This is a genomic window from Paenibacillus sp. 1-8, from assembly GCF_056316205.1.
Window position 1 is genome coordinate 3962616 of the sequence record NZ_CM149995.1, and the last position, 23681, is coordinate 3986296.

The following is a 23681-nucleotide window of genomic DNA, read 5'->3' on the forward strand; positions in this document are numbered from 1 at the left end:
ATCAAGCCTTGTACCACTCTCACTATTCACATATTTCAAGATCAATCCTGTTATTCCGGGCACGAATACTCGCCTTCCCGCCAATCGGATATGCAAATTGCGGTGTGGTGTGTCCGAAATCCGCATCTGCGATCACCGGAATAGAGGCCAGTTCCTTTTTCGAGCTAATGATTTGCCGCAGCAACTTTTCCCTCATATGAGATGCCTGCTGAAAACGTCCGATGATGATTCCTCTCACCTGATCGAATCCCGGCTGGTGCAGCAATGATTGCAAATCCCGATCAAACGTAGCAGGAGAGCTTTCATAATCATCCTCAACAAATAAAATCGTTCCTTCCAGACTCGGCATATACTGCGTTCCCTGCAACAAATTCAGGGTACATAGGTTTCCACCCACAATCGTACCGTGTGCTTCTCCTGATAAGCCCTGTTTTTGCATATATGGCATGACTTAAAGCAGTAATATCCGAATAACCACATAACCGTTTAGGATGAGCTCCAATCAGTTCATAGTCAAGGTGGGCAAGGAGCTGATTAGCATTATACCCTCCAATGGCAGTCAGAATGCCCTTCACCTTCGGATCGGCAAAAGCTTCGTGCAAATCTGTTACTCTGGATTCTATGGAGGAAGATGTAAAATCATCGCTTTCCAGCACATGTTGTGAAAAGCTCACCGTAAATCCGAGTTGCTCCAGCCTTTGCTGGGCGATCAGGCGATTTTCCTCAGAAACGATAGACAAACTTCTGGATGGCGAAAGAATGCGTATCTCGTCTCCAGCCTTTAGTTTGGGCGGTTGCTTTCCCATGATCATGGTCATTCCCCCTATATACGAAGCATTTAAACTGCCACAAATTATACCATCAACTTCCATCAAATTATAGCTTTTAGAAATACACTCTCAACTCTCCTTCATACAGCAGTAAAAAACCGGGGATTACCACTTGATAGCGATATTCCCCGGCTCATTAGCCCGATGATGAAGCTATTCAATTATTTGCTTTTGCTGGTTCCGGTATGGCTATTGTCCTCATTCTTTTCCTGCACCAGCTCTTTCAATTGGATAATTAGCGTCTCCAGCTCACCGAAGCCAGCCACCATGTTGGAGGTTATATTTCGTTGCTCCTCCACACCAGCCAAGATTTGTTCCGACGCCGCACTGGCTTGTTCCGTTACACTTGCAAATTCCGTCATCTCCTGGACGACCTGGGATGAGAATTGCTGCATACTGGTCGTACTGGCCTCCACTTCCACGGCCTGAAGCAGCACTTTATTGGCATTTTGCAGGATGTCTTCCAGTACAATCTCGGTTGAATGTGCCGATTCCATACTTTGCTGCAATCTTTGCTGGCCGATATCAAATTGACTTACAACCGAATCCATTTGAGTTCTCAGTTGGGTCAAAATGCCCTCCATCGCCACTGAGGTGCTGCCTACCATTTCAGCCAAATGACGCACCTCTCCAGCCACGACGGCAAATCCTTTGCCATGCTCCCCTGCTCTGGCGGCCTCAATGGATGCATTTAGGGAGAGCAAATTCGTTTGCTTTGAGATTTGAGTAATATCGTTAAGCATGGAAGACATGTTATCACTTTGTACTTTAAATTCATCCAATTCTTCCTTGGTACGGCTCATAACCTGACCCAAATCGGAAATTTGGGACGTTAATGCGAGTAGCTGGCTGCTTCCTTTCCCCCCCGCATTTTTAGTATCTTCGGATAGCTGCTTCAGCTCTCTGGAATGACCTGCGACATCACGAATATGCTGATCCGATTGGGACAAGTTATCCGTAACCTCGGTGATATTCGAAGCTTGCATTTCTACACCTTTGGCGACCTCCTGAAAACCGATAGCGACTTCATTCGTCACACTGCCGGTGGCATCCACCTGATTTCTAAAACGCTCGGTAAAGCTATACAATCCAGCCACAGCTTGTCTAACCTGCTCGAACAGAAACTCAATACGTTGCCTTGTCGCATTAATATCCTTATTTTGCTCTTCACTTTTTTGAAACTGCTTTTGATTCAATACCGATACCACTAACAGCAGTATACCAATTAATAAAACAACAAAAAACTCATCAACATAGCGCAATAATCCGGTAACACGAGGATCTGGCGGCGTACCGATTGTAATTTGCACAAAGATATTACATAGATTTAAGGACATAGCTACCAGAAAATAACGGTAAGAGGGGTAAAGCAAAGCCAAGGAGCAGATTAAGATGGTGGTAACCACATCTACACTCGATAAGTTCAAATAAATACAAAAAAATACGCTGAAAAACGTAGTAATCCACGGAATTACACGGATACCTTTCTTTTTTACATTCAGGATCGTCAAAGTTACAGCGACGGCGAAGCCCACACCATTAGATATCCACATCGAGGGATTAGATAATGCCGGGACGATGCCACTCAAGGCCATAATCCAAAAAATAAAGATCACCAATTTGTTTCTTTGCCACAACAATTCAGTCATTCTGTCCATGATTGTGTACGCACTCCTTAGATATATATTAGGTATTTATAAAATAAAAACGTAAACGCCATACTTTATATATCGTCATATCAGAACGCGTATTGAATGATGGTCGTACTAAAAATTCAAATCACCTTTAATTACCAAATCATAAAATAAAATCATCTCTAGATGGATGTAATCGCATGTTATTTAAACGCAAAAAATCGCCCCCCCTAATCAGGGAGCGATTTTAGATTTATCTTTGAATAGCCGTCTTCAATAGGCGGGCACTCATCTATCCGATGACCTTCAGCATCAGGATTCCTTGTTTTCAGAAGCCGCTTCAGTACCTTCTGTTGCAGCTGCATCGCCTGCCACAGCAGCATTTTCCACCTCAACCGCACGCGGAACAATAATGGATGCAAGCAGCTCTTCCTCAGGAACGTGCAAGGTTACTCCTTTAGGGAGTTTCAGGTCGCTTGCGCTCAGCTTGTCGCCGACATCCAGTGCGGATACATCCACCTCAATGGTAGATGGCAGGTCAGCAGGAAGACCCTCGACTTCGACTTCGGTTTCCTGAATTTGCAGAATACCGCCCGTTTTTGTACCTACAGGTGTACCTTGATAGTCAATAGAAACACGCACGCGAAGCGGTTTGTTTTTGGAAATTTTCAGAAAATCGGCATGCAACCACTGGTTGTCACGCTGCTGATAGTCTTTAATGATGACCGGAATGGTTTCTCCACCCTCTACGGTGAGGTTAAACACCTCTGAACGTCCGGTTCTGACTACTTTATTAAATTCCTTGGCATCGACATGTACAGGGGTTCCTTCAAGCTCAGAGCCGTAAATCACAGCTGGAATCCGTCCTTTTAACCTCAATCCACGAAGTGCCGAACCCTTCTTCTCTGTTCTCGGCTGGGCGGTCAGTTGAATACTTCCTCCATTAGAACTCATGATATACAACCTCCTTCAGGTACCTTACAAATGATTATTCCTCAAGAATCTTGCCTGTTTACCAGTCGTACTACAAGGTATAAGCCAGCAAGCTGGCAAAACCAAACAAGTCCATAATTTTATATTACCCCTTTTTTCTGAAACTGACACACGTTTGCATAAAAAAATAGCATTTCTCGAAATCATCGAAAAATGCTATCTCTGAAAAATAAAGCTATCCTGCTCGGTTGTCGTTGACCAGCAGCAAATATTCTTCTCTGCCACTATGAATCAATACCTGCATCACAGATCGGTTCAGGTCTACATCAATATACCGATCAGCCTCAATATCCTTGGCATCCCACTGATTGAGGCGGACGATGTAGCCGATACGCCGCACATGAGGAGCCACTTGAATACGCGCTACTGCGCGACCGTCATCCAATTCACTCAATTCTACATGTCCGTCCCGCCATCCAGTGCCCCATACCCATACATTCCAGCCGGAATATTGTCGATCCGTACGCTCGTAAATCAACTCAATGGTGCGATACAACGCCGCTTCTTCGTAGTGACCTGCGATTTCTTGGTCTGTTCCCTCATCCGAACCTTCCAATCCGTTCTCCGCCAGCTCGCTAGTCTGGTCCTGTCCGGTCAAAAAGGATGGCTGAGCGGGTTCCTCCTGATCATACAGTACCATCATCGACCAGCGCGAAACGGTCACACGATGGCCTGCTACTTCATACCGTATCTCATTTCCAGCCCCGTGAGCATCCACAACGACATGCCATCGATCCGATTCCGCAGGCAGCAGTATCGTCTGCTCCGTATCCGAGCCGTTATAAATCACCACAATCTGATTCCATGCATCGCCGTTAGCATGGTGCCTCAATGCAAAAGCTACCACATGCCCGCTGCTGTGCAGCACTTCCATATGCTGCTCCACCAGCTCTCGGTGATCCATCCGGAATGCCGGATGACTGCGCCGTAAAGCGATTAACCCCTGATAGTAATTAAATACGGGGCGAAATCTTGCCTTGTTCTCCCAGCGAATAGCATTCACCACATCCACACTACGGTAGCTATTATGGTCTCCATATTTGGAGCGCAACAGTTCATCACCTGCATGGATAAAGGGAATACCCTGGGAGGTCAGCACCATGCCGTTTGCCAGCAAGGATTTGCGTACGGTTTCATCCTCCAGCAATTCATGCTCATTCACGTCCCGGTACGGGTCTGCTTCCGCCACGGCTTGTTCGGCCGTTCTCCCATCCTGCGGCTGACCCTGCTCCCATTGTGGAAAACCACAGCGCTCCCGCAAATTCCGCACTGTCAAAATTTTATCCCACAGATTGAGATTATCGTGAGCCGTGACATAATTGACGGTCTCCGAAGGTTGAGCCGTAAAATCATGAATAGCTCCAAATGCACCTTTAAGCACCAGTTCCTCCTGATCCCATGCCCCCGTGGCAAAGCCACTTGCGGTACCATCACTGTCACCCTTAATAGCAGAACGGTAGTTGTCATTGAAGACGGCAAAGCCTTTGTCCCGTTGTGTTCCTTTTAACGTAAGCAGAGGCTGCGGGGATTCTCCCCCCGTCCAAGGCTCTCCATAGATAAGCAGATCGGGACGAACCTCAGAGCGAAGCTCCTGTGTAAGCTGCTCCACAGTCGGCGTATCAATCAGTGCCATCAGATCAAAACGGAAGCCGTCTATATGATATTCTTCTGCCCAATAGCGCAGTGAATCCTTGATATACTTGCGAACCATGGGGCGTTCGCTGGCCACCTCATTGCCCACACCCGAGCCGTTGGAAAGCTTCCCATGCTCATCCGTACGGTAATAGTAACCCGGTACAACAGGGTCGAACGGCCCTTTTTCCACCGAGAAAGTATGGTTGTACACGACGTCCATAATGACACCGATGCCAGCAGTATGCAGGGATTGCACCAGCAGCTTCAACTCCCGTATACGTGCCTCCGGGTCAGCCGGATTGGAAGAATAAGATCCCTCCGGCACATTATAGTGCTGGGGATCATAGCCCCAGTTATATTCCGTACCCTGTCCCGCAAAATCATTTACCGTATGGAAATCAGCTACCGGAAGCAGATGGACATGTGTAATGCCCAGCTCCAGCAAATGATCCAGTCCGATGCTGTTGCCCCCCGAATCTTTTAGTCCCGTATACGTAAAGGCTGCAAACTGTCCTTGTGCGGCAGATAAGCCTTTTTCTCCAGTATTAAAATGTGTATCCATTGAAAAATCACGCACATGAAGCTCATATATAATGGCATCCGTAGCCCGGGCAAGTGTGGGTCCAGTATCCTCTTTCCATCCGTCCGGATGGGTTTGAGCCAAATCAACGATTGCCGTGCGCTGTCCATTAGCTGATACCGCTGTCGCATAAGGGTCGGCGGCATAATGAAGTGTACGGTCTGCCCATTCCAGCCTGTACATGTAATAATACTTGTTCCAGTCGCCTTCCAGCTCTACGGACCATACACCACGCTCATCACGGCTCATCGGAAATTCCCGGCCACCGCTATGGTCCTGAACGTTACCTTCCTGATCGTACAATCCAGCGTTGTCATACAGCGCTACATGAACCTGCTTCGCAGTCGGTGCCCATACTTTAAACATGCTGCCCGCAGGCGTATAAGTAAGACCCAAATCATCGCCTTCATATGTGGGATATGTTGTGTGCTCAAGCTCCTTGAGTTGATTGAAATCAGACATTCCTGTTCACCACCCATTTCTGTACATCGGCTTTCAGCCTCTGTTCATCCATCATTTATGATGTTTACGACTTGTCAATATACCTCAGGATTTCACAGAAATCCTTACCTACTAGGCTATCAAAATAAGACAAGCTTGAAAAGTCGGATGATTTCAAATACGGATGCTGCTTTCATTTCACACGCACACTCCATTTTATGACAAAACTATGAACAGGCTACAGCAGCAGCCCTCCAAGCACCCTAAATAATTCCCTTTATCCCTTCACATGCATGTTAAAAACCGCCAAAAAATCAGGATAGCCCAAATTGCTGGTAGGCTCATCGAGCAGCAGGAGCGGAGCATCATAGGTACAATTTATGTACGAAATCCATCCTCTAAACAAAAGGAAAACACGTAATTACGCTCGCAAAAAAGACAGCAAAAAATAGCCGCTATGCCAATTCATCGCGACTATTTTTATACAAAATCAAGCGGACAAACACCGCCCTTATTCAGTTATTTAATCTACTTTGCCCCATTATTACTCATTGGCAGTCAACTGCTCGTACTGATCCGCAGACAGCAGCTTGCTTAGTGCTTCCTCCAGATCTTCCCCAATCTTCACTTCGATCATCCAGCCTTTTTCGTAGGGAGATTCGTTCACCAGCTCAGGCGTACTTTCCAACGCTTCATTCACCTTCAACACCGTTCCCGTTACTGGAGCGAACAAGTCGGATACTGTCTTTACCGATTCAATAGTACCAATTTCCGTCCCCTGCTCAATCGCTGCTCCCTCCCCAGGCAGCTCCACAAAAACGATATCGCCCAGTTGATGCTGTGCAAAGTCCGTAATACCGATTCGTACCGTTCCATCCTTTGTACGCTGAACCCATTCATGTTCTTCCGTGTACCACAATTGCTGCTTCACTTCACTCATCCTGCTCCGCCTCGCTTTCATATGGATTACATCGTTTCCCTACCCGTCTATGACAGGTTAAGATTATGACAACTAGAACTATCATGTCAATAATACTAACAAAAATATTTCTCATTACTCCATATATCTTTCTAACTAAAAATACGACAGATTATAACAAACGCTTACATATCCTTATTTATGAATAAAATGTTTTTAATAATATTTTTCATGACATTTTTGTTGACATTTCAAATAAATTTGCGTATTAATGGGTTATAACAAGTGCTTTTGGCAACACCCGATAATTGGAAACGCGGATGAACGTGGAGGGAGAGACTGCCAACACTCGCATCGCTGTTGCCACCTGTAAAACAAGGCAGCAAGCGAGTCGGATCAAGCTGTTACCGGCAGGACCGGATGACGTATAGCTGATCAGAGGCAGCGCCGAAGGAGTAAACCTGCACCGCAGGTGAATCTCTCAGGCAAAAGGACCTCTGCCGGACGCATCTCTGGAGAGCATTCGCTATACAGGCGGATCACCCAAGGGGAAACCCGGTACACGCCGGGGTAACTCTCAGGTATCAAGGACAGAGCTGAAAAAAAGTGTGTGGACTGCCGTTCATACGTTTTTTTCGGCCTGTCTTTTTTGTTTAGCCGATCACACCGGATAGGAGTGGAAAAATGACTAATTTGCGAAAAACGCCACTGCATTCATCCTACAGCACGCTGTCGGGGGTTCGTTGCATTGATTTTGGCGGCTGGGAGCTGCCTGTACAGTTCAGTGGCATTCAAAAGGAACACGAGGCCGTCCGGCAACGTGCGGGATTATTCGATGTATCGCATATGGGTGAATTCTTGATCGAGGGCCAGGAAGCCGAAGCATTTCTGCAACAGGTGACGACGAACGATGTCAGCCAATTGGAGCCGGGCAAGGCCCAATATTCACTCCTGTGTTACCCGGATGGAGGTGTAGTAGACGACCTGCTTGTCTACTACAAAGGGCCGGAGCGTTACATGCTTGTTGTGAATGCCTCCAACATCGATAAGGATTGGGATTGGCTGCTTCGCCATGCGCCTGCATCCGTTCATCTGGAAAACGTATCAGATGCGGTGGCACTGCTGGCGTTGCAAGGACCTGAGGCTGCGCGTATTGCCGCAGCCGTGACAGACACGGACATTACAAAGCTGGCCTCCTTCCGATTCAGCGAGGATGTGCAATTGTTCGGAGCAAAAGCGCTCGTCTCCCGCACCGGATACACGGGGGAAGACGGCTTTGAATTTTATGTGCCTGCTGCGAATGCACCGGCAGTGTGGGACGGATTGCTTCGCATCGGTGAGCCGTATGGTCTGGTTCCCGCTGGACTTGGAGCCCGGGATACACTGCGCTTCGAGGCGCGGCTGCCGCTGTACGGACAGGAGCTGTCCGCCACGATTTCACCGCTGGAAGCTGGTTTAGGCTTCTTCGTCAAGCTGAATAAGGGAGATTTTATCGGCAGAGAGGCTCTGCAACGCCAGAAAGAACAAGGCATTCCGCGCAAGCTGATCGGGCTGGAAATGCTTGACCGTGGCATCCCGCGTGCTCATTACCCCGTGTTCGCGGAAGGACAGCAAATCGGCGAGGTCACAACTGGAACCCAATCGCCCACCTTAAAACGTAATCTGGGTTTGGCTCTGGTGGACAGCCGCTTCAGTTCCCTATCCACGTCGCTGGAGGTCGAGATTCGTGGCAAGCGCCTGCGCGCCGAGGTGGTAGCAGCACCCTTTTATAAACGTCCACACTGATTTAAACGCTCGTCTTACTATAACTATCGTGATCCGTTACTAACCGCTGCCCAGTTGGCAATCATTTATTAATCGTTTTACGTTTTTACGATCTTGTTGGTTGAAAGGAGCCAGACCCAATGAAACAGCATCGTTATCTTCCTATGACCGAGCAGGATCAAGCTGAAATGCTGCGCGTGGTCGGCGCATCGTCCATCGACGATTTATTCAGCGATATTCCTGAGGTGATCCGGTATAAGGGGGAGCTGCCCCTGTCTTCTCAGTTAGACGAAAGAGCCTTAACCCGCCACTTATCAGGACTGGCCGGGCAAAATGCCAATACAGACACGCACGCCAGCTTTCTCGGCGCAGGGATTTACGATCATCATATTCCATCCGTCATCCAGCATATCACTTCACGCTCGGAATTTTATACAGCCTACACCCCCTATCAGCCAGAGGTAAGCCAGGGCGAGCTGCAAGCCATCTTCGAATTTCAATCGTATATATGCGAATTAACAGGCATGGCTGTAGCCAATGCCAGCATGTACGACGGAGCGACTGCGCTGGCAGAAGCAGGCTCATTGGCTGCCGCTGCCACCCGCCGCAAGCAGCTTATCGTATCGCGGACCGTCCATCCGGAGGCACGTCAGGTGTTGGCGGCCTATGCACGCGGGCTGGATTTGGATGTCGTGGAGATCGACTGTGCAGATGGTGTAACTGACGTGAAGGCATTAACGGCGGCCATATCAGAGCAGACGGCGGCAGTTTTGGTCCAAAGCCCTAATTTTTTCGGGGCCGTGGAAAATCTGAAGCCGATGGCTGACCTGATCCATGCCCACAAGGGTCTTATGGTTGTCAGCGCCAATCCGCTGGCGCTGGGCCTGCTGGAAGCGCCCGGTAAGCAGGGCGCGGATATTGTCGTAGGAGACGCGCAGCCGCTCGGCATCTCCTCCTCCCTCGGTGGCCCAACCTGTGGTTACTTTGCCGTTTCTCAGGCGCATATGCGCCGTATCCCCGGACGTATAGTGGGCCAGACCACAGATCGCAACGGTAAACGCGGCTTCGTGCTGACCTTGCAGGCACGGGAGCAGCATATCCGCCGGGAAAAGGCCACCTCTAACATATGCTCCAATCAGGCGTTGCTCGCCTTATCCGCCTCTGTGTATTTGTCCGTCATGGGTCGACAGGGCATCGCGGAGGTAGCCGAGCTAAACTTGCACAAAAGCCGTTACGCATTGGAGAAACTACTCGGCTTGAAGGGCGTGACTGCCTCCTTTACTGCACCCACCTTTAACGAGTTTGCCCTGCGGTTACCTGAGGGTACCGATATGAATAAACTGCAAGCCGGACTGCTTGCTGCCGGATTTATCGGCGGCTACGATTTAGGGCGGGATTATGAGGAATATGCAGGTCACATGCTGATTGCCGTGACAGAGCAACGAACAAAGGAAGAGATCGACCAATTCGTGCACACCTTGGGGGGATTGCTATGACATACACTACCGGACTAGATCAGGGTACACCGAATCCAGAAGTCGAATCCAGTCGAAACCAGATGAAAGAGCATGATCAGGCGCTCATTTTTGAATTGAGCAGACCGGGCCGTATCGCCTATTCTCTGCCCGAATGCGATGTTCCCCGCCGTCCGGTGGCAGAGCTTTTGCCGGATTATGCGCAGCGCAGCGAGCCTGCGGCATTGCCCGAGGTATACGAAGTAGACGTTATTCGACATTATACCGCCCTGTCACGGCGCAATTTTGGCGTGGACAACGGATTTTATCCGCTCGGCTCCTGTACGATGAAATATAACCCCAAGGTAAACGAGGATGTCGCCCGTTATGCAGGCTTCGCCAAAATCCATCCGTACCAGCCAGAGGACAGCATCCAGGGAGCCATGGCGCTACTCCATACGCTTCAAAACGATCTGGCCGCGTTAACCGGCATGGATGCCGTCACCCTTCAGCCCGCTGCGGGCGCCCATGGCGAATGGACCGGGCTGATGATGATCCGCTCCTACCACGAAGCACGTGGTGAGCGGCGAACCAAGGTGCTCGTGCCGGATTCCTCGCACGGAACGAACCCCGCCAGCGCCGCTGTGGCAGGCTTCGAAACGATCACCCTCCCCTCCACACCGCAGGGGCTGGTGGATCTGGACGCGCTGCGTCAAGCCGTAGGCAACGACACCGCTGCGCTTATGCTGACCAACCCGAACACGCTCGGGCTGTTCGAGAAGCAAATCGCTGACATTGCCGCAATTGTGCATGAAGCGGGTGGCCTGCTCTACTATGACGGCGCGAACTCCAATGCCATTATGGGGATCACCCGCCCCGGGGATATGGGCTTTGACGTGGTGCATCTCAATTTGCACAAAACGATGAGTACCCCACATGGCGGGGGCGGTCCCGGCGCGGGACCTGTCGGGGTAAAGCAGCGGCTCATTCCGTATTTACCAAAGCCGCTTGTCGTGCGTGATCCGCAGGGTATGTACCGCTGGGACCGGGAGCAGGGAGATTCCATTGGACGGGTCAAAGCCTTTTACGGCAACTTCGGCATTCTCGTCCGTGCCTATGCCTATATCCGCAGCTACGGCCCTGACGGCTTGAAGAGAGCATCCGAATGTGCCGTACTTAATGCCAATTATATGATGCATCGATTGGCTCCTCATTTTGACATCCCTTATCCGGGGTATTGCAAGCATGAATTTGTGATGTCCGGGCGCGGCTTGAAGAAATTCGGAGTGCGTACGCTTGATGTTGCCAAACGATTGCTCGATTTCGGCTACCATCCGCCTACGATTTATTTCCCGCTGAATGTAGAGGAATGTATCATGATCGAGCCGACAGAAACGGAAAGCAAGGAGACGCTTGATGCCTTCATCGACACCATGATTCAAATTTCGCGGGAAGCGGAGGAAACGCCTGAATTGGTGCTAAATGCTCCATATACCACTCCGGTCACGCGACTGGACGAAGCAACCGCAGCTCGCAAGCCGATATTGAATTGCTCATGCAGCTAAAAGCAAACTCCAACTCTAGGCATACAAAAAAGCCGGTATCTGTTAGGTACCGGCCGCTGTATGTAGACAGCAATTTTTGTTGGAAAAAGATATAACCTTTGAAAATGTAATACCCTTTCTTAACCTTCAATACTTTGAACCAATTCAACAACCTGCTCGGCTGTTTGCATGTCTAAAGCTTTTGCAGCCAGTTTCTCCATGTCTGCGCGGGACAATTTCGAAATTTGACTGCGTGCTGGCAGAATGGAAGTAGCACTCATGCTGAACTCATCGAGTCCCAGACCCAGCAGCAATGGAATTGCTGTTGTATCCCCTGCCATTTCGCCGCACATACCTGCCCAACGTCCTTCACGGTGAGCTGCATCAATAACCATTTTCACCAGACGCAGAATGGATGGGTTATATGGTTGATACAGGTAAGAAACCCGCTCATTCATGCGATCCGCTGCCATTGTGTATTGAATCAGATCGTTCGTACCGATACTGAAGAAATCAACTTCTTTTGCGAATTGGTCAGCCAATACCGCTGTAGAAGGAATTTCTACCATGATGCCCAACTGAATTTCTTCAGATACGGCTACACCCTCGGCTACCAACTTTTCCTTTTCCTCCAGCAGCACAGCTTTGGATTCACGGAATTCGTTCAGTGTAGCAATCATCGGGAACATGATCCGCAGGTTACCGTGTACACTTGCCCGCAGCAAAGCGCGCAATTGAGTACGGAAAATATCCTGACGATCCAGACACAGACGAATAGCACGGAATCCGAGGAATGGATTCATTTCCTTCGGCAGATCCAGATAAGGAAGCTCTTTGTCGCCACCGATGTCCAACGTGCGAACTACAACCGGTTTGCCTTCCATTCTTTCCAGAACGGTTTTGTATGCTGTGTACTGTACTTCTTCGGATGGAAGCTTATCGCGTCCCATGTACAAGAATTCAGTACGATACAGGCCAACGCCTTCGCCACCGTTATCCAGAACGCCAGCTACATCGTTAGGCGTACCGATATTGGCTGCCAGCTCGACATGCACACCATCGACGGAAACTGTAGCTTCGCCGCGCAGCTTGCGCCACTCTTCGCGTTGCTTGTCGTATGCCACCTGTTTAGCTTGGTATTCCGCAACGATCTCTTCGGAAGGGTTCACAAATACGTGACCATCCAGACCATCGACGATAATCAAATCGCCGCTTTTAGCTTGGGACAATATATTTTTCGTTCCTACAACCGCAGGAATTTCAAGTGAACGAGCCATAATAGCCGAGTGCGAAGTACGTCCGCCGATGTTGGTTGCAAAACCTTTAACAAATTCGCGATTCAGCTGAGCTGTGTCGGAAGGTGTCAAATCTTCTGCAAGTACAATCGTTTCTTCGGCAATTTCTGCAGGACTGACAAAATGAACACCAAGCAGGTGATTCAGGATCCGCTTGGTTACATCACGCATGTCCGATGCGCGTTCTTGCAAATAAGCACTTTTCATGTTTTCGAACATGGAAATAAACTGTGTAGCTACTTCGTTCAGTGCATAGTCAGCATTAAGCTGCTCGTCTCTGATCTTAGCTTTAACCGGATCGATCAGTTCAGGATCATTCAGGATTAACAGGTGAGAAGCAAAAATCTCTGCTTTTTTCTCGCCCAGTTCCTGTAAAGTTTTCTCCTTAATTGCTTCCAATTCGGTTTGAGATTTTACTAAAGCCGCATCCAATCTTGCAATTTCAGCTTCAGCATCACCAACCGCGCGTCTCTCTACAGCGTAATTCGGATGCTCCAAGATAAACGCCCGGGCAATGGCGATGCCTGCCGAAGCGGCAATCCCGGAAATTTTAAGCATGAACTTCGCCCAGCCCTTCGTTAACGATTACATTTTCGAGAGCTTTCAGAGCGTCAGCAGCTTCAGCGCCTTCACAGATGATGTTGATAATATCGCCTTGTTCCAGACCGAGAGACAATACACCCAGAATGGATTTCAAAGTTACTTTTTTACCGTTAGCTTCGGCAAAAGATTCAGCACCGCTGAATTTATTAGCTGTATTTACCAGAGCAGTTGCAGGACGTGCATGGATACCGTCTTCATCAGTAATTCTAAAAGTTGTTTGCATAATTGTTCCTCCCACTTTCCTATGGATAATATTTGTTTACACGCAGTATACGTGTAGTGAACCCGGGTCGATGGTCAGGCGACCTAAGCCGCCTAATCACTAATCCGAAACACATAGAGTTTATTTTATCGTAATTATACCATCTTCGCCAGCCTTCAATACTCCAGTTTTGTTCAAAGTTACCGAAGAACCTTCTGGAAGATTGGTAAAAATGACTGGTGAGATGATGGATTTTGCGTTTGCCTTCACGTATTCCAGGTCTACTTTCATAATCGGTTGACCGGCCGACACAAGATCGCCTTCGTTCACCAAAATGTCAAACCCTTGGCCTTTAAGCTTTACTGTGTTCACCCCGATATGAACAAGCACTTCCTTACCGCCGTCAGATTGGATACCAATGGCATGCTTGCTTGGGAATACATTGAATACTTTACCATATACAGGTGACACAATCGTTCCATCATTTGGCACGACAGCAAAGCCGTCTCCTGTCATACGTTCTGCAAATACCGGATCGGGAACAGTCGAAATATCAACCAATTCTCCGTTAACAGGCATCACGATATCTTCAACGATGATGGTCTGTTTTTCTTCACCAGCTTCCTTCTCTTCTTGCGGAGCAGGTTGAGCCGAGGCCGGAGCAGGAGCAGGTGTGCGTCCCGCCATAATATCAGCCATTTGCGTTTTAATCGTGTCGGAACGTGTACCGAAAATGGCTTGTACGTTGTTGCCGACTTCGAGTACACCCGCTGCGCCAAGCTGTTTGAGACGAGTCTTGTCAACGTTGGACTTCTCGTTAACTTCAATACGAAGACGTGTGATACAAGCATCCAAATGCTTGATATTGGACGCCCCACCGAAAGCTGCCAAAATATTGCCTGGAAGCTCGTCTGTGGTACCGACTGCGGCTCCTTCAACATTTTCTGTAGCTTCTTCACGCCCTGGTGTTTTCAGGTTAAACTTCCGTATGATGAATCGGAATCCGAAGTAGTAAATAACCGCCAAAATCAGACCGACGATGATGACGTACCACCAAGACGTACGATTCGGAATAATCCCGAAGATCAGGAAGTCGATAAATCCGCCGGAGAAGGTCATACCGATTTTAACATTCAAAATTTGCATGGTCATAAACGACAGCCCTGCAAACACAGCATGCACCGCGAACAGCAGTGGAGCTACGAACAGGAAGGAAAATTCCAGTGGCTCCGTAATCCCTGTCAAGAACGAGGTCAAAGCTGCTGAACCCATAATACCTGCTACATATTTTTTGTGTTCCGGTCTTGCTTCATGATACATTGCAAGCGCTGCGGCTGGCAAACCGAACATCATGAACGGGAATTTACCCACTTGGAACGTACTTGCTGTCAATGTAACTCCATCACGAAGCTGGTTAAAGAAGATTTGCTGGTCACCATGAATCGTTTGACCTGCCTTGTTCACATACTCGCCGAACTCAAACCAGAACGGTGAATACCAAATGTGATGCAATCCGAAAGGAATAAGTGAGCGTTCAATGACCCCAAAAATGAAAGCGGCCAGTGTCGGGTTGGAATCAACCATGAAGTGAGATACAACGTTCAGTCCAGATTGTACGGGAGGCCACACAATGACCAGCAATAGTCCGATTAGCAATGAAGACACTGCCGTTGCAATCGGAACGAAGCGCTTACCCGCGAAAAAGCCCAGATACGAAGGAAGCTCAATTTTGAAAAAGCGATTGTACATGGCCGCGGCCAGTATACCGATGATAATCCCGCCGAACACCCCGGTTTGCAGCGTTGGAATCCCCAACACGTTCGCATAGCCCGGTATTTTTTGAGCGATCAGCCCCGGTGTAACACCCACAGCTGTACCCAATGTAATGTTCATGACAAGGTAACCGATGATCGCAGCCAAACCTGCTACGCCTTCACCGCCTGCCAGACCGACAGCTACGCCGACTGCAAACAACAGTGCCAGATTATCAAAAACAATTTGTCCGGCATTCATCATGATCGTCGCTACCGATTGTACCCAGCCCGCATTTAATGCAGGAATGTACTGGAGAAAATCAGGATTGACCAACATGTTGCCGATCCCCAATAAAAGTCCCGCAGCCGGCAAAATAGCTACAGGAAGCATTAAAGCTTTGCCGACACGCTGTAAAACACCGAAAAGCTTTTTAAACATACGTTCCACTTCCTTCTCTAAAAATTAGAATACAGAGGCAAAACAACAAAAAAGGCATGAGCCGATTTAAGTATGTTTGAACACAACCTTGGGATATAGCTTACCCCGGTAGGCTGTAAACAATCATAACTTAAAACAACTCATGCCTGATCGAATCAGTAACACGTTAGATATTCAATTGTTGTCTTGCTCATTACGAAATTTAGTATAGCATTATGCCAAAAGTGAGGCAATACTTTTTTCGATTCTAGCTGTTCTAACGTTAGTCTCCCTGCTCTTTGCGTTGGGACAACCGCTGTAAATGCATCGTCAAATAGCTAACCTCAGCCGGATATACGGATTTGCGAAGCCTTTTCTCCATAATCTTCGTGAGCTTCCAGGCTAACATATACATTTCCGGATACTCTTCATTCAAAAGCTTGTCCAATCGGTAGATCTCCTGCACAACCTCTCCCCGACGTACACGTTCAATCGCAAACCTCAGATGAGTCAGCAGACGTGAGTAATCCAGGGATTGGAGAGGAATGCGATAATCCAGCGTAGTCTCTACTACCTGTACCATATCAGCAATCAATCGAGAATCCTTCCTGACCTCGGAAATATGCTGGTTCGTCACGGCACTGTAAATATGCAAGGCCACGAATCCGATTTCATCTGTTCCCAGATCCACACCCATCTTGTCCTTGATCAAAGAGACTGCCTGTTCAGCCATCTTGTATTCCTGAGGGTAAATTTCTCTCGTTTCATACAAAAACGGATTATGGATCGTAATGCCCTGCTTCTGACGATTAATGGAAAAGGCGATGTGATCGGTTAAAGCAATCAATATGTGCTCATTCAGAGGCTTCTTCGCTTGAAGCTGAACATGGTGAAGCACCTCACCAATGACTTCAATGAGCTTTTCATCCAGCTCGGGAAGCAATCGTTTGTATTGCTCCTGCTCCTCATGGCTTTTTAATATAAATAATTTTTCAACTGAATCCAACGGTATAAGATCGCCGTTTTTGCGATTGAAACCGATTCCTTTTCCAATCACAACAACCTCATCATGCTCGGGATGCATCCCGATAATCACATTGTTATTCAGCGCTTTCGCCACTTGTAGGCTGCTCACATCCGCACCTCTTTTTATCTGAACCTTGATCCTAAGAATTAGAGCATGAAGCTCAGAGGAATCCACGTTAAAGTACCAAATATTCCGCTAAAGGTCAATAAAAAGAAAACGCTTTTCATCACAATAACCGGGAAAAGCTGTGATGAAAAGCGTTTCTTTCTGTTAAGGGGTATCTGCTCCTGTAAGCCCTGCGGCTATTCTTTATCCCGCGGCGCAACCTCAATCGGGGCATGAATGTGCAGCTTATCCGTTTCACCGGAGGACGATACGGAATGAAGGCCCTTTTTCCCCGTGGTCAGCCCCTTAATTAACTGCTCTACATCAATACCGGACACACTCTTGAGCATCTCTGGAGCCGTGGCCATTAGCTCTGTGACATAATTGCTGACACGCGCTGCTCCTTCTCCCTTGCCTGTATCCACAACCGTTAATTTATCAATGGACGCAATTGGCTCAGCAATCCGGCCGGCCAGTTCAGGCAGCATTTTCACGATAATATCGAGTACGGCTGCCTCACCAAACTTCTGGAACGCCTCCGCCAGCTTTTCCTTGGCCTCGGCTTCCGCCAGACCACGCAAACGGATGACATCAGCATCTGCCGTACCTTTGGCGCGTTCCGCATCCGCTTCGGCTTGCCCATCCAGCCTTTTTTGTTCAGCTGACGCTTTAGCCTGTGTCTCAATCGAGTATTGCAACGATTCCGCCTCACGCATTTTACGCGATTTATCCGCCTCAGCGGCTTGCTCTACCGCATACCGATCCGCTTCTGCCTTCTTCTTCACTTCCGCATCATATTGTTTCTCACGCACCTGAATTTCCTTGGTTTGAAGATCAATTTCGCGCTCCTTGCGCACCAGCTCGACCTTCATCTGCTCCTCGACGGCAGTCTGTTTGGCACGGGCCTCCTGAATGTGATAAGCCTGATCGGCTTCCGCCTTGGCCGTATCCTGCTCTTTCTTAAACGAAGCCACTTTCAGTTCCTTCTCCTTGGCTGCCTCGGCAATGTTTGTATCACGCAACAGTTCAGCCTTCTGCCCTTCCTGCTCCGCACGCGCCTTTTGAATCCGGGCATCCCGTACCGCCTCAGCTTCGGCAATTTCCGCATCCCGTTTCACAGCGGCAATTCTCGGCTTACCAAGCGCATCCAGATATCCGTGCTTATCACGCACATCTTTAATCGTGAACGAGACAATTTGCAGACCCATCTTTTTCAGATCGCGAGCAGCCACACCCTGTACTTCCTGCGCAAACCGATCTCGATTACGATATACTTCCTCCACTGTCATCGAGCCGAGGATCGCACGCAAATGGCCCTCCAGCACTTCCTGAGCTTCTCCCCTAAGGGCCTCCAGCGGCTTCCCGATGAACTGCTCCGCTGCTGTTGCTACATCCTCAATGGAGCTACCGACCTTGATGATCGCCACACCGTCCGCAATCACGGGAACTCCTTGCTCCGTATACACTTCCGGTGTTGTTACATCCAGTTTGTGGGACAATAAAGAAATAAATTCGGACTGCTGAAAAATAGGCCATATAAAGGCACCCCCGCCGCGCACAATTTTGATTTTACGACCGGAATCATCGTCGGAAATATTTTTATTTCCCAAAAATGAACCCGTAACGATCATTGCTTCATCCGGTCCTACCGTTTTGTAACGGGCCCAAAAAGCAATCCCTAATATGACGATAACGATGACGACAATCCCCGGGACCAACACAATATCCTGCAAACTTGACACTCCCGTTCACGCTCCCTTCAAGTTAAGCGAATACGCCGTCTACGTGTCCAGATACGCTACGCGGACGACACCCTCTGCGACCTCAACCACGACGATACGGGTTCCCGCAGCTAGCGGTTTGTGATCAAAGCTCGATGCTGTATGTATGGTGTTGCCTGCACCCAAGCGGATCATAACCTCCCCGTAACCAACCTCAGGTACCGGAACGGTGACCTCACCGATCCTTCCGGTCAGCTCACGCATCGAGAAGCCGCTGGACACCTCCGAGTTCGCCATGGGCTTGATAAACGCAAAAAATACGAGCACTCCGATCACAAATGCAATCGCAAGAGCAAACACAACGACCCAGCCCGTGCTCAGCCCGGTATATTTTGTCAGCAATACGCCAGCCCCACCAAAAGCGGTCATCGCTCCAAGTAAAATGACGGGTCTGAACCAATCGAGGCCCGGCAGCTCCACTCCATCCAGCCAACCACCGAGTACATCCCCGATCAACACACTGACCACAGTAAAGATAGCGCCCCCTGCCAATAACCACCAAAATATGGTTTCCATGCGGCTCCTCCTTCCATGTACCTTTTCAGTCTGGTTTCCAGCCTATAACTATGTTTACGTATTCAACCTTAAAAAGTTTCAAAATTTTCCTCCAAAATTCCAAATCAAACCCAAAAAAGCACGTCCATACGTCTAAAGACGTACAAACGTGCTTGCAATTATCCAATGACTAAATGACTGGATTACAGAGATGCTTTGTAAATTTCCACTACATCTTCGCGATTCAGCTTGTTAAAACCACCAAAAGAACCGAATTTCACAGCTTTATCAGCCATAACGTCGATTTTGGAATCATCAATATCGTAATCAGCCAGACGACTTGGCGCACCAATCGAGTTCCAGAAATCACGCAACGCCTGAATACCTTCCAGTCCTACTTCTTCGTCACTCTTGCCTTCCGGGTTCACATGAAACACATTCACAGCCAGTTGCTTGAAGCGTTCAGGCTTCACATGCAGATTGTGCTTCATCCAGTTCGGGAACAAAATCGCCAGTCCTCCGCCATGTGGAATATCATAAACAGCAGACACCGCATGCTCGATATTATGAGTTGCCCAGTCACCTGTCAGCCCCATGTTCAGGAAGCCGTTCAGCGCCATCGTACCACAGTACATCATCGTTTCACGCAGCTCGTAGTTTTCCAGATTGTTGACCAGGCCCGGAGCCGCATCAATAACTGTACGCAAAATCGTTTCACACCAGCCAAGCTGAACCGGAGTGTTAGATTCCAAATGGAAGTAATGCTCCAGCGTATGTGACATCATATCCACGATTCCGTACACCGTTTGATTTTGTGGCAGAGAATATGTGTTCACCGGATCAAGAATGGAAAACGCAGGGAACGCAAATACGCTGCCCCATCCCAGTTTTTCCTGTGTTTCTTCGTTCGTAATGACAGAACCTGCGTTCATTTCGGAACCGGTGGCGGCCATCGTCAGAACTGTACCTAAAGGCAATGCTGCCTGCGGAGCCGCTTTACGCTCTGCAAAATCCCACATGTCGCCATCATATTTCGCCCCGACAGCAATCGCTTTGGAGCAATCCAGCACACTACCACCGCCAACAGCCAGTACGAGGTCGATTTGATGTGTTTTACACAATTCCACGCCTTTATGTACTGTAGACAAGCGAGGATTTGGTTCTACACCAGCCAGTTCCGTTACCTCTGCGCCGATCTCTTTAAGCAGACTTATTACATTATCATACAAGCCGCTGCGCTTAATGCTGCCGCCTCCATATACAAGCAGTACACGTTTACCGTATTTAGGAACTTCACGCTTAAGAGCCTCTAATTGGCCTTTACCGAAGATCAATTGAGTAGGATTATAAAATTCGAATGCTTTCATCGCAGACGTTCGCCTCCAATATTTTCTAAAGTTTAATGTTAAGAAACTCCTCTATTATAACCTTTTCAGTTACAGGAAACAAATTTGCTTCTTTTTCAGAAAAAAAAACCACGCTCCTGAGGAGCATGGTTCCATGTCATATCTTGGGAGGATTCTCACACTGTATTATGTGCTGCCTGCTTTTATTTTATTCACCTATTGTATAACCCAATTGCTGTATAAAACGTCCAAACGCTTGTTGACCTTCCGAATTGCGCTTGTACACCCCTGCATGCTCCAAAATTTCACTGAATTTCAGTCCGACCTCATTTTGTACGGTACGAACAGCCGTCTCCTTGTCAGACAGGCGACCGAATCGGGTGCTTAACTGGTAAATCCAGTCCGCATGCTTGAATAGCGGATGCCCTTCCTGCTGCATAGCTACAGCCAGCTCGTCGTTCCCACACAAAATATCTGCAATTTCATCCAGTTCATCCTTAAGCCGCCCCGGCAAAATCGCAAGCCCCATAACCTCGATCAGGCCGATATTTTCCTTCTTGATATGATGCATCTCCCGATGAGGGTGAAAAATACCTTCCGGGTGCTCACTACTCGTCCGATTGTTGCGCAGCACCAGATCCATCTGATACTTTCCTTTGGCATCCCTGCGTACAATCGGTGTCACCGTATTATGAGGCACCGTTTCTCCGTCCTGCTCTGTATGAGAGAGGACATCCGCTGCGGGATCGCTGTATGCCTTCCAGGCTTCAAAAGCGGCATTCCCCGCCTCCAGCAACGCTTCGACATCCGTTGAAGTAAAGCGGATCACTGACATCGGCCAGTTCACAATACCTGCTGTGACTTGCGGGAAGGCTCCATTGCGGTACACAACGTCCACCTCTGCTTTTTCAATGGGGAACGTATGACGTCCACCTTGAAAATGATCGTGAGTCAAAATAGAGCCCCCGACAATCGGCAGATCGGCATTGGAACCGATAAAATAGTGCGGGAACGCTTTCGTAAATGCCAGCAACCGCCGCAGCGTATCCTTCGTAAGCTTCATCGGCACATGATCGTGATGGAATACGATGCAATGCTCGTTGTAGTACACATAGGGCGAATATTGGAAGAACCACGGTTCCCCGTTCAATTCCAGCGGAATGATACGCAAATTTTGACGGGACGGATGATTCACCCTTCCGGCATATCCAACGTTTTCACGGCATAATTGACATTTTGGATAAACGGGCGGCGGAAGAAGCTTCGCCATTGCGATTTCCTTTGGACTTTTCTCCGGCTTGGACAGATTAATCGTGATTTCCATATCTCCGTACGGTGTCTGCTGATTCCAGAACACATTGCTGGCAACGCGGTCCATTCGGATGTAATTCGAGTCGATGGACAGTTGATAAAAAGCATTTGTCGCCGCCTCTATGCCGCGTTCAGCCTCCGTTTGGCGAAAGTCACGGATGACTTCAGACGGTCTTGCCATCAGGAGACCCATAATTTTGGAATCCAGCAAATCACGGTACGTAGCTGTGTTTTCCGATATGAGTCCAATCGTATAGCCATAATCAATCAATACATTAAGCACAGGCTGGAGAACTTCGGGGGCTGTGATGCCCCCTGCCTCCCCGCCGGAGTAAGGCTCAGAGAACCCGAACTGCTCCAGCAGCAGATTACGACTGTAATCTGTGTCTTGCGGACCGATCAATCCCCGGTTTTGTGCGAATGCAACCAGCTGCTCAATCGCATACAGAGCGGATTGCTGTACAGTTTCGTCGATGTCATGGGCCACTGGCCGGGAATGGTCCCGGTCTTGGCCTCTAGCTGCGGATTGACTCTCGCTCATTATGTCATCGTCTCCCGTCTATTCGTCGCCGTAGCCCTGAGGGTGCGACTGATGCCAGCCCCAAGCTCCGCTGATAATGTCCTCCAGTTGGGTACGCGCCGGACTCCAGCCCAGCACCGAACGTGCCTTGTCAGAAGAGGCAACCAATACTGCCGGATCACCCGCGCGACGTGGCTCTGTAACGACCGGAATGTCGAGTCCAGTGACCTTGCGTGCCGTCTCGATAACTTCCTTCACCGAGAAGCCCTGTCCGTTGCCCAGATTAAACACGTTGCTGTCATGGCCTTCGCGCAAATAATTCACCGCACGCACATGGGCATCTGCCAGATCGCTCACATGAATGTAATCCCGGATGCATGTTCCGTCAGGTGTAGCATAGTCCTCACCAAACACCGCAATGTGCGGGCGCTGTTTCAGTGCTGTCTGAAGTACCAGCGGAATCAGATGACTTTCCGGACGATGATCCTCACCGATTTTGCCGCTCTCATGCGCACCAGCCGCATTAAAGTACCGCAAGGACACATACTTGATGCCCAATACTTTATCAAACCACGACATCATGCGCTCCATCATCAGCTTCGTTTCACCATAAACATTCGTTGGCTCCGTACGGTCTCCCTCTTCAATCGGCACCTTCTCCGGTTCGCCGTAGGTAGCCGCAGTGGAGGAAAATACGATCCTGCGCACACCAGCATCCTTCATGGCCTCCAGCAAGCTCAACGCGCCGAATACGTTGTTGTCATAATATTTACCCGGATTTTGCATACTTTCCCCAACCAGCGAGTTGGCTGCAAAATGGATAACTGCATCGATACTGTTTTCGGAGAACAGTCTGGACAGCAGTTCTTTATCTCTCAGATCACCTTCATACAGCTTGCCTCCGAGCAGTGCTGCCTTGTGCCCGGTCTGCAAATTGTCCAGCACCACAACTTCTTCTCCCCGATCCAACAGTTCTGCTACGGTATGTGAACCGATATATCCGGCTCCGCCTGTTACTAAAATGGCCATG

The 23681-nt window shown here is 48.8% G+C and carries 16 protein-coding genes, 1 pseudogene and 2 riboswitches; of the genes and pseudogenes, 3 read left to right on the forward strand and 14 right to left on the reverse strand.

What is annotated here, in order from left to right:
- Window positions 1-22: 22 nt before the first annotated feature.
- The 5 genes and pseudogenes from AC0WRU_RS18155 to gcvH form a co-directional block, all read right to left on the reverse strand.
- Window positions 23-812: pseudogene (locus AC0WRU_RS18155) on the reverse strand (S66 peptidase family protein).
- Window positions 813-991: 179 nt separating this feature from the next.
- Window positions 992-2488: a methyl-accepting chemotaxis protein gene (locus tag AC0WRU_RS18160; protein WP_476125830.1), complete on the reverse strand. Its 1497-nt coding sequence runs from the start codon at window positions 2486-2488 to the stop codon at window positions 992-994.
- A gap of 288 nt (window positions 2489-2776) precedes the next feature.
- Complete coding sequence (locus AC0WRU_RS18165) at window positions 2777-3418, reverse strand: 50S ribosomal protein L25 (RefSeq protein WP_476125831.1); 642 nt, start codon at window positions 3416-3418, stop codon at window positions 2777-2779.
- Between the two features lie 214 nt (window positions 3419-3632).
- Window positions 3633-6134 carry a type I pullulanase gene (gene pulA / locus AC0WRU_RS18170; RefSeq protein ID WP_476125832.1) on the reverse strand — a complete coding sequence of 834 codons (2502 nt, stop codon included), beginning with the start codon at window positions 6132-6134 and terminating at the stop codon, window positions 3633-3635.
- A 523-nt stretch (window positions 6135-6657) separates the two neighbouring features.
- Window positions 6658-7053: a glycine cleavage system protein GcvH gene (gene gcvH / locus AC0WRU_RS18175; protein WP_476125833.1), complete on the reverse strand. Its 396-nt coding sequence runs from the start codon at window positions 7051-7053 to the stop codon at window positions 6658-6660.
- 299 nt (window positions 7054-7352) lie between these two features.
- A riboswitch (glycine riboswitch) is annotated at window positions 7353-7539 on the forward strand.
- Window positions 7540-7636, forward strand: a riboswitch (glycine riboswitch).
- An 80-nt stretch (window positions 7637-7716) separates the two neighbouring features.
- On the opposite strand from gcvH, the gene gcvT reads away from it, so the two are divergent.
- From gcvT to gcvPB, 3 genes are all read left to right on the forward strand, one after another.
- Window positions 7717-8817, forward strand: coding sequence for a glycine cleavage system aminomethyltransferase GcvT (gene gcvT, locus AC0WRU_RS18180; protein ID WP_476125834.1), 1101 nt, complete (start codon window positions 7717-7719; stop codon window positions 8815-8817).
- Window positions 8818-8936: 119 nt separating this feature from the next.
- Entirely contained in the window at window positions 8937-10292 is a 1356-nt protein-coding gene (gcvPA, locus tag AC0WRU_RS18185; protein WP_476125835.1) for an aminomethyl-transferring glycine dehydrogenase subunit GcvPA, read from the forward strand.
- A gap of 62 nt (window positions 10293-10354) precedes the next feature.
- On the forward strand, window positions 10355-11815 hold the full coding sequence (gene gcvPB / locus AC0WRU_RS18190; protein WP_476128674.1) for an aminomethyl-transferring glycine dehydrogenase subunit GcvPB: 1461 nt from the start codon (window positions 10355-10357) through the stop codon (window positions 11813-11815).
- A gap of 119 nt (window positions 11816-11934) precedes the next feature.
- Here the strand turns inward: gcvPB and ptsP are convergent, their stop codons facing one another.
- From ptsP to galE, 9 genes are all read right to left on the reverse strand, one after another.
- Complete coding sequence (gene ptsP / locus AC0WRU_RS18195; RefSeq protein WP_431087406.1) at window positions 11935-13647, reverse strand: phosphoenolpyruvate--protein phosphotransferase; 1713 nt, start codon at window positions 13645-13647, stop codon at window positions 11935-11937.
- Window positions 13640-13915 (reverse strand): HPr family phosphocarrier protein, encoded by a 276-nt coding sequence (locus AC0WRU_RS18200; protein WP_025682214.1) that lies wholly within the window; start codon window positions 13913-13915, stop codon window positions 13640-13642. Before AC0WRU_RS18200 ends, ptsP begins: the two co-directional genes overlap by 8 nt.
- A 120-nt stretch (window positions 13916-14035) precedes the next feature.
- Window positions 14036-16087: a glucose-specific PTS transporter subunit IIBC gene (gene ptsG / locus AC0WRU_RS18205; RefSeq protein ID WP_476125836.1), complete on the reverse strand. Its 2052-nt coding sequence runs from the start codon at window positions 16085-16087 to the stop codon at window positions 14036-14038.
- Window positions 16088-16349: 262 nt separating this feature from the next.
- The gene (gene glcT, locus AC0WRU_RS18210; RefSeq protein WP_476125837.1) at window positions 16350-17201 is read right to left on the reverse strand and encodes a glucose PTS transporter transcription antiterminator GlcT; all 852 of its coding nucleotides are present in this window, start codon (window positions 17199-17201) and stop codon (window positions 16350-16352) included.
- A gap of 194 nt (window positions 17202-17395) precedes the next feature.
- Window positions 17396-18931 (reverse strand): flotillin family protein, encoded by a 1536-nt coding sequence (locus AC0WRU_RS18215; protein ID WP_476128675.1) that lies wholly within the window; start codon window positions 18929-18931, stop codon window positions 17396-17398.
- A 48-nt stretch (window positions 18932-18979) separates the two neighbouring features.
- Window positions 18980-19495 (reverse strand): NfeD family membrane protein, encoded by a 516-nt coding sequence (locus AC0WRU_RS18220; protein WP_476125838.1) that lies wholly within the window; start codon window positions 19493-19495, stop codon window positions 18980-18982.
- A 182-nt stretch (window positions 19496-19677) separates the two neighbouring features.
- Window positions 19678-20841, reverse strand: a complete 1164-nt coding sequence (locus AC0WRU_RS18225) for an iron-containing alcohol dehydrogenase (RefSeq protein ID WP_476125839.1) — start codon at window positions 20839-20841, stop codon at window positions 19678-19680.
- A gap of 187 nt (window positions 20842-21028) precedes the next feature.
- A complete protein-coding gene (locus tag AC0WRU_RS18230) occupies window positions 21029-22672 on the reverse strand; it encodes a UDP-glucose--hexose-1-phosphate uridylyltransferase (RefSeq protein ID WP_476125840.1) in 1644 nt (547 codons plus the stop codon).
- Between the two features lie 18 nt (window positions 22673-22690).
- Window positions 22691-23680: a UDP-glucose 4-epimerase GalE gene (galE, locus tag AC0WRU_RS18235; protein ID WP_149093717.1), complete on the reverse strand. Its 990-nt coding sequence runs from the start codon at window positions 23678-23680 to the stop codon at window positions 22691-22693.
- Between the last annotated feature and the right edge of the window lies 1 nt (window position 23681).

Excerpts from the sequence above, each read along its gene's own strand:
- AC0WRU_RS18160 (WP_476125830.1), bottom strand. The coding sequence starts at position 2,488 with ATGGACAGAATGACTGAATTGTTGTGGCAAAGAAACAAATTGGTGATC.
- AC0WRU_RS18165 (WP_476125831.1), bottom strand. The coding sequence starts at position 3,418 with ATGAGTTCTAATGGAGGAAGTATTCAACTGACCGCCCAGCCGAGAACA.
- pulA (WP_476125832.1), bottom strand. The coding sequence starts at position 6,134 with ATGTCTGATTTCAATCAACTCAAGGAGCTTGAGCACACAACATATCCC.
- gcvH (WP_476125833.1), bottom strand. The coding sequence starts at position 7,053 with ATGAGTGAAGTGAAGCAGCAATTGTGGTACACGGAAGAACATGAATGG.
- gcvT (WP_476125834.1), top strand. The coding sequence starts at position 7,717 with ATGACTAATTTGCGAAAAACGCCACTGCATTCATCCTACAGCACGCTG.
- gcvPA (WP_476125835.1), top strand. The coding sequence starts at position 8,937 with ATGAAACAGCATCGTTATCTTCCTATGACCGAGCAGGATCAAGCTGAA.
- gcvPB (WP_476128674.1), top strand. The coding sequence starts at position 10,355 with ATGAAAGAGCATGATCAGGCGCTCATTTTTGAATTGAGCAGACCGGGC.
- ptsP (WP_431087406.1), bottom strand. The coding sequence starts at position 13,647 with ATGCTTAAAATTTCCGGGATTGCCGCTTCGGCAGGCATCGCCATTGCC.
- AC0WRU_RS18200 (WP_025682214.1), bottom strand. The coding sequence starts at position 13,915 with ATGCAAACAACTTTTAGAATTACTGATGAAGACGGTATCCATGCACGT.
- ptsG (WP_476125836.1), bottom strand. The coding sequence starts at position 16,087 with ATGTTTAAAAAGCTTTTCGGTGTTTTACAGCGTGTCGGCAAAGCTTTA.
- AC0WRU_RS18220 (WP_476125838.1), bottom strand. The coding sequence starts at position 19,495 with ATGGAAACCATATTTTGGTGGTTATTGGCAGGGGGCGCTATCTTTACT.
- AC0WRU_RS18225 (WP_476125839.1), bottom strand. The coding sequence starts at position 20,841 with ATGAAAGCATTCGAATTTTATAATCCTACTCAATTGATCTTCGGTAAA.
- AC0WRU_RS18230 (WP_476125840.1), bottom strand. The coding sequence starts at position 22,672 with ATGAGCGAGAGTCAATCCGCAGCTAGAGGCCAAGACCGGGACCATTCC.
- galE (WP_149093717.1), bottom strand. The coding sequence starts at position 23,680 with ATGGCCATTTTAGTAACAGGCGGAGCCGGATATATCGGTTCACATACC.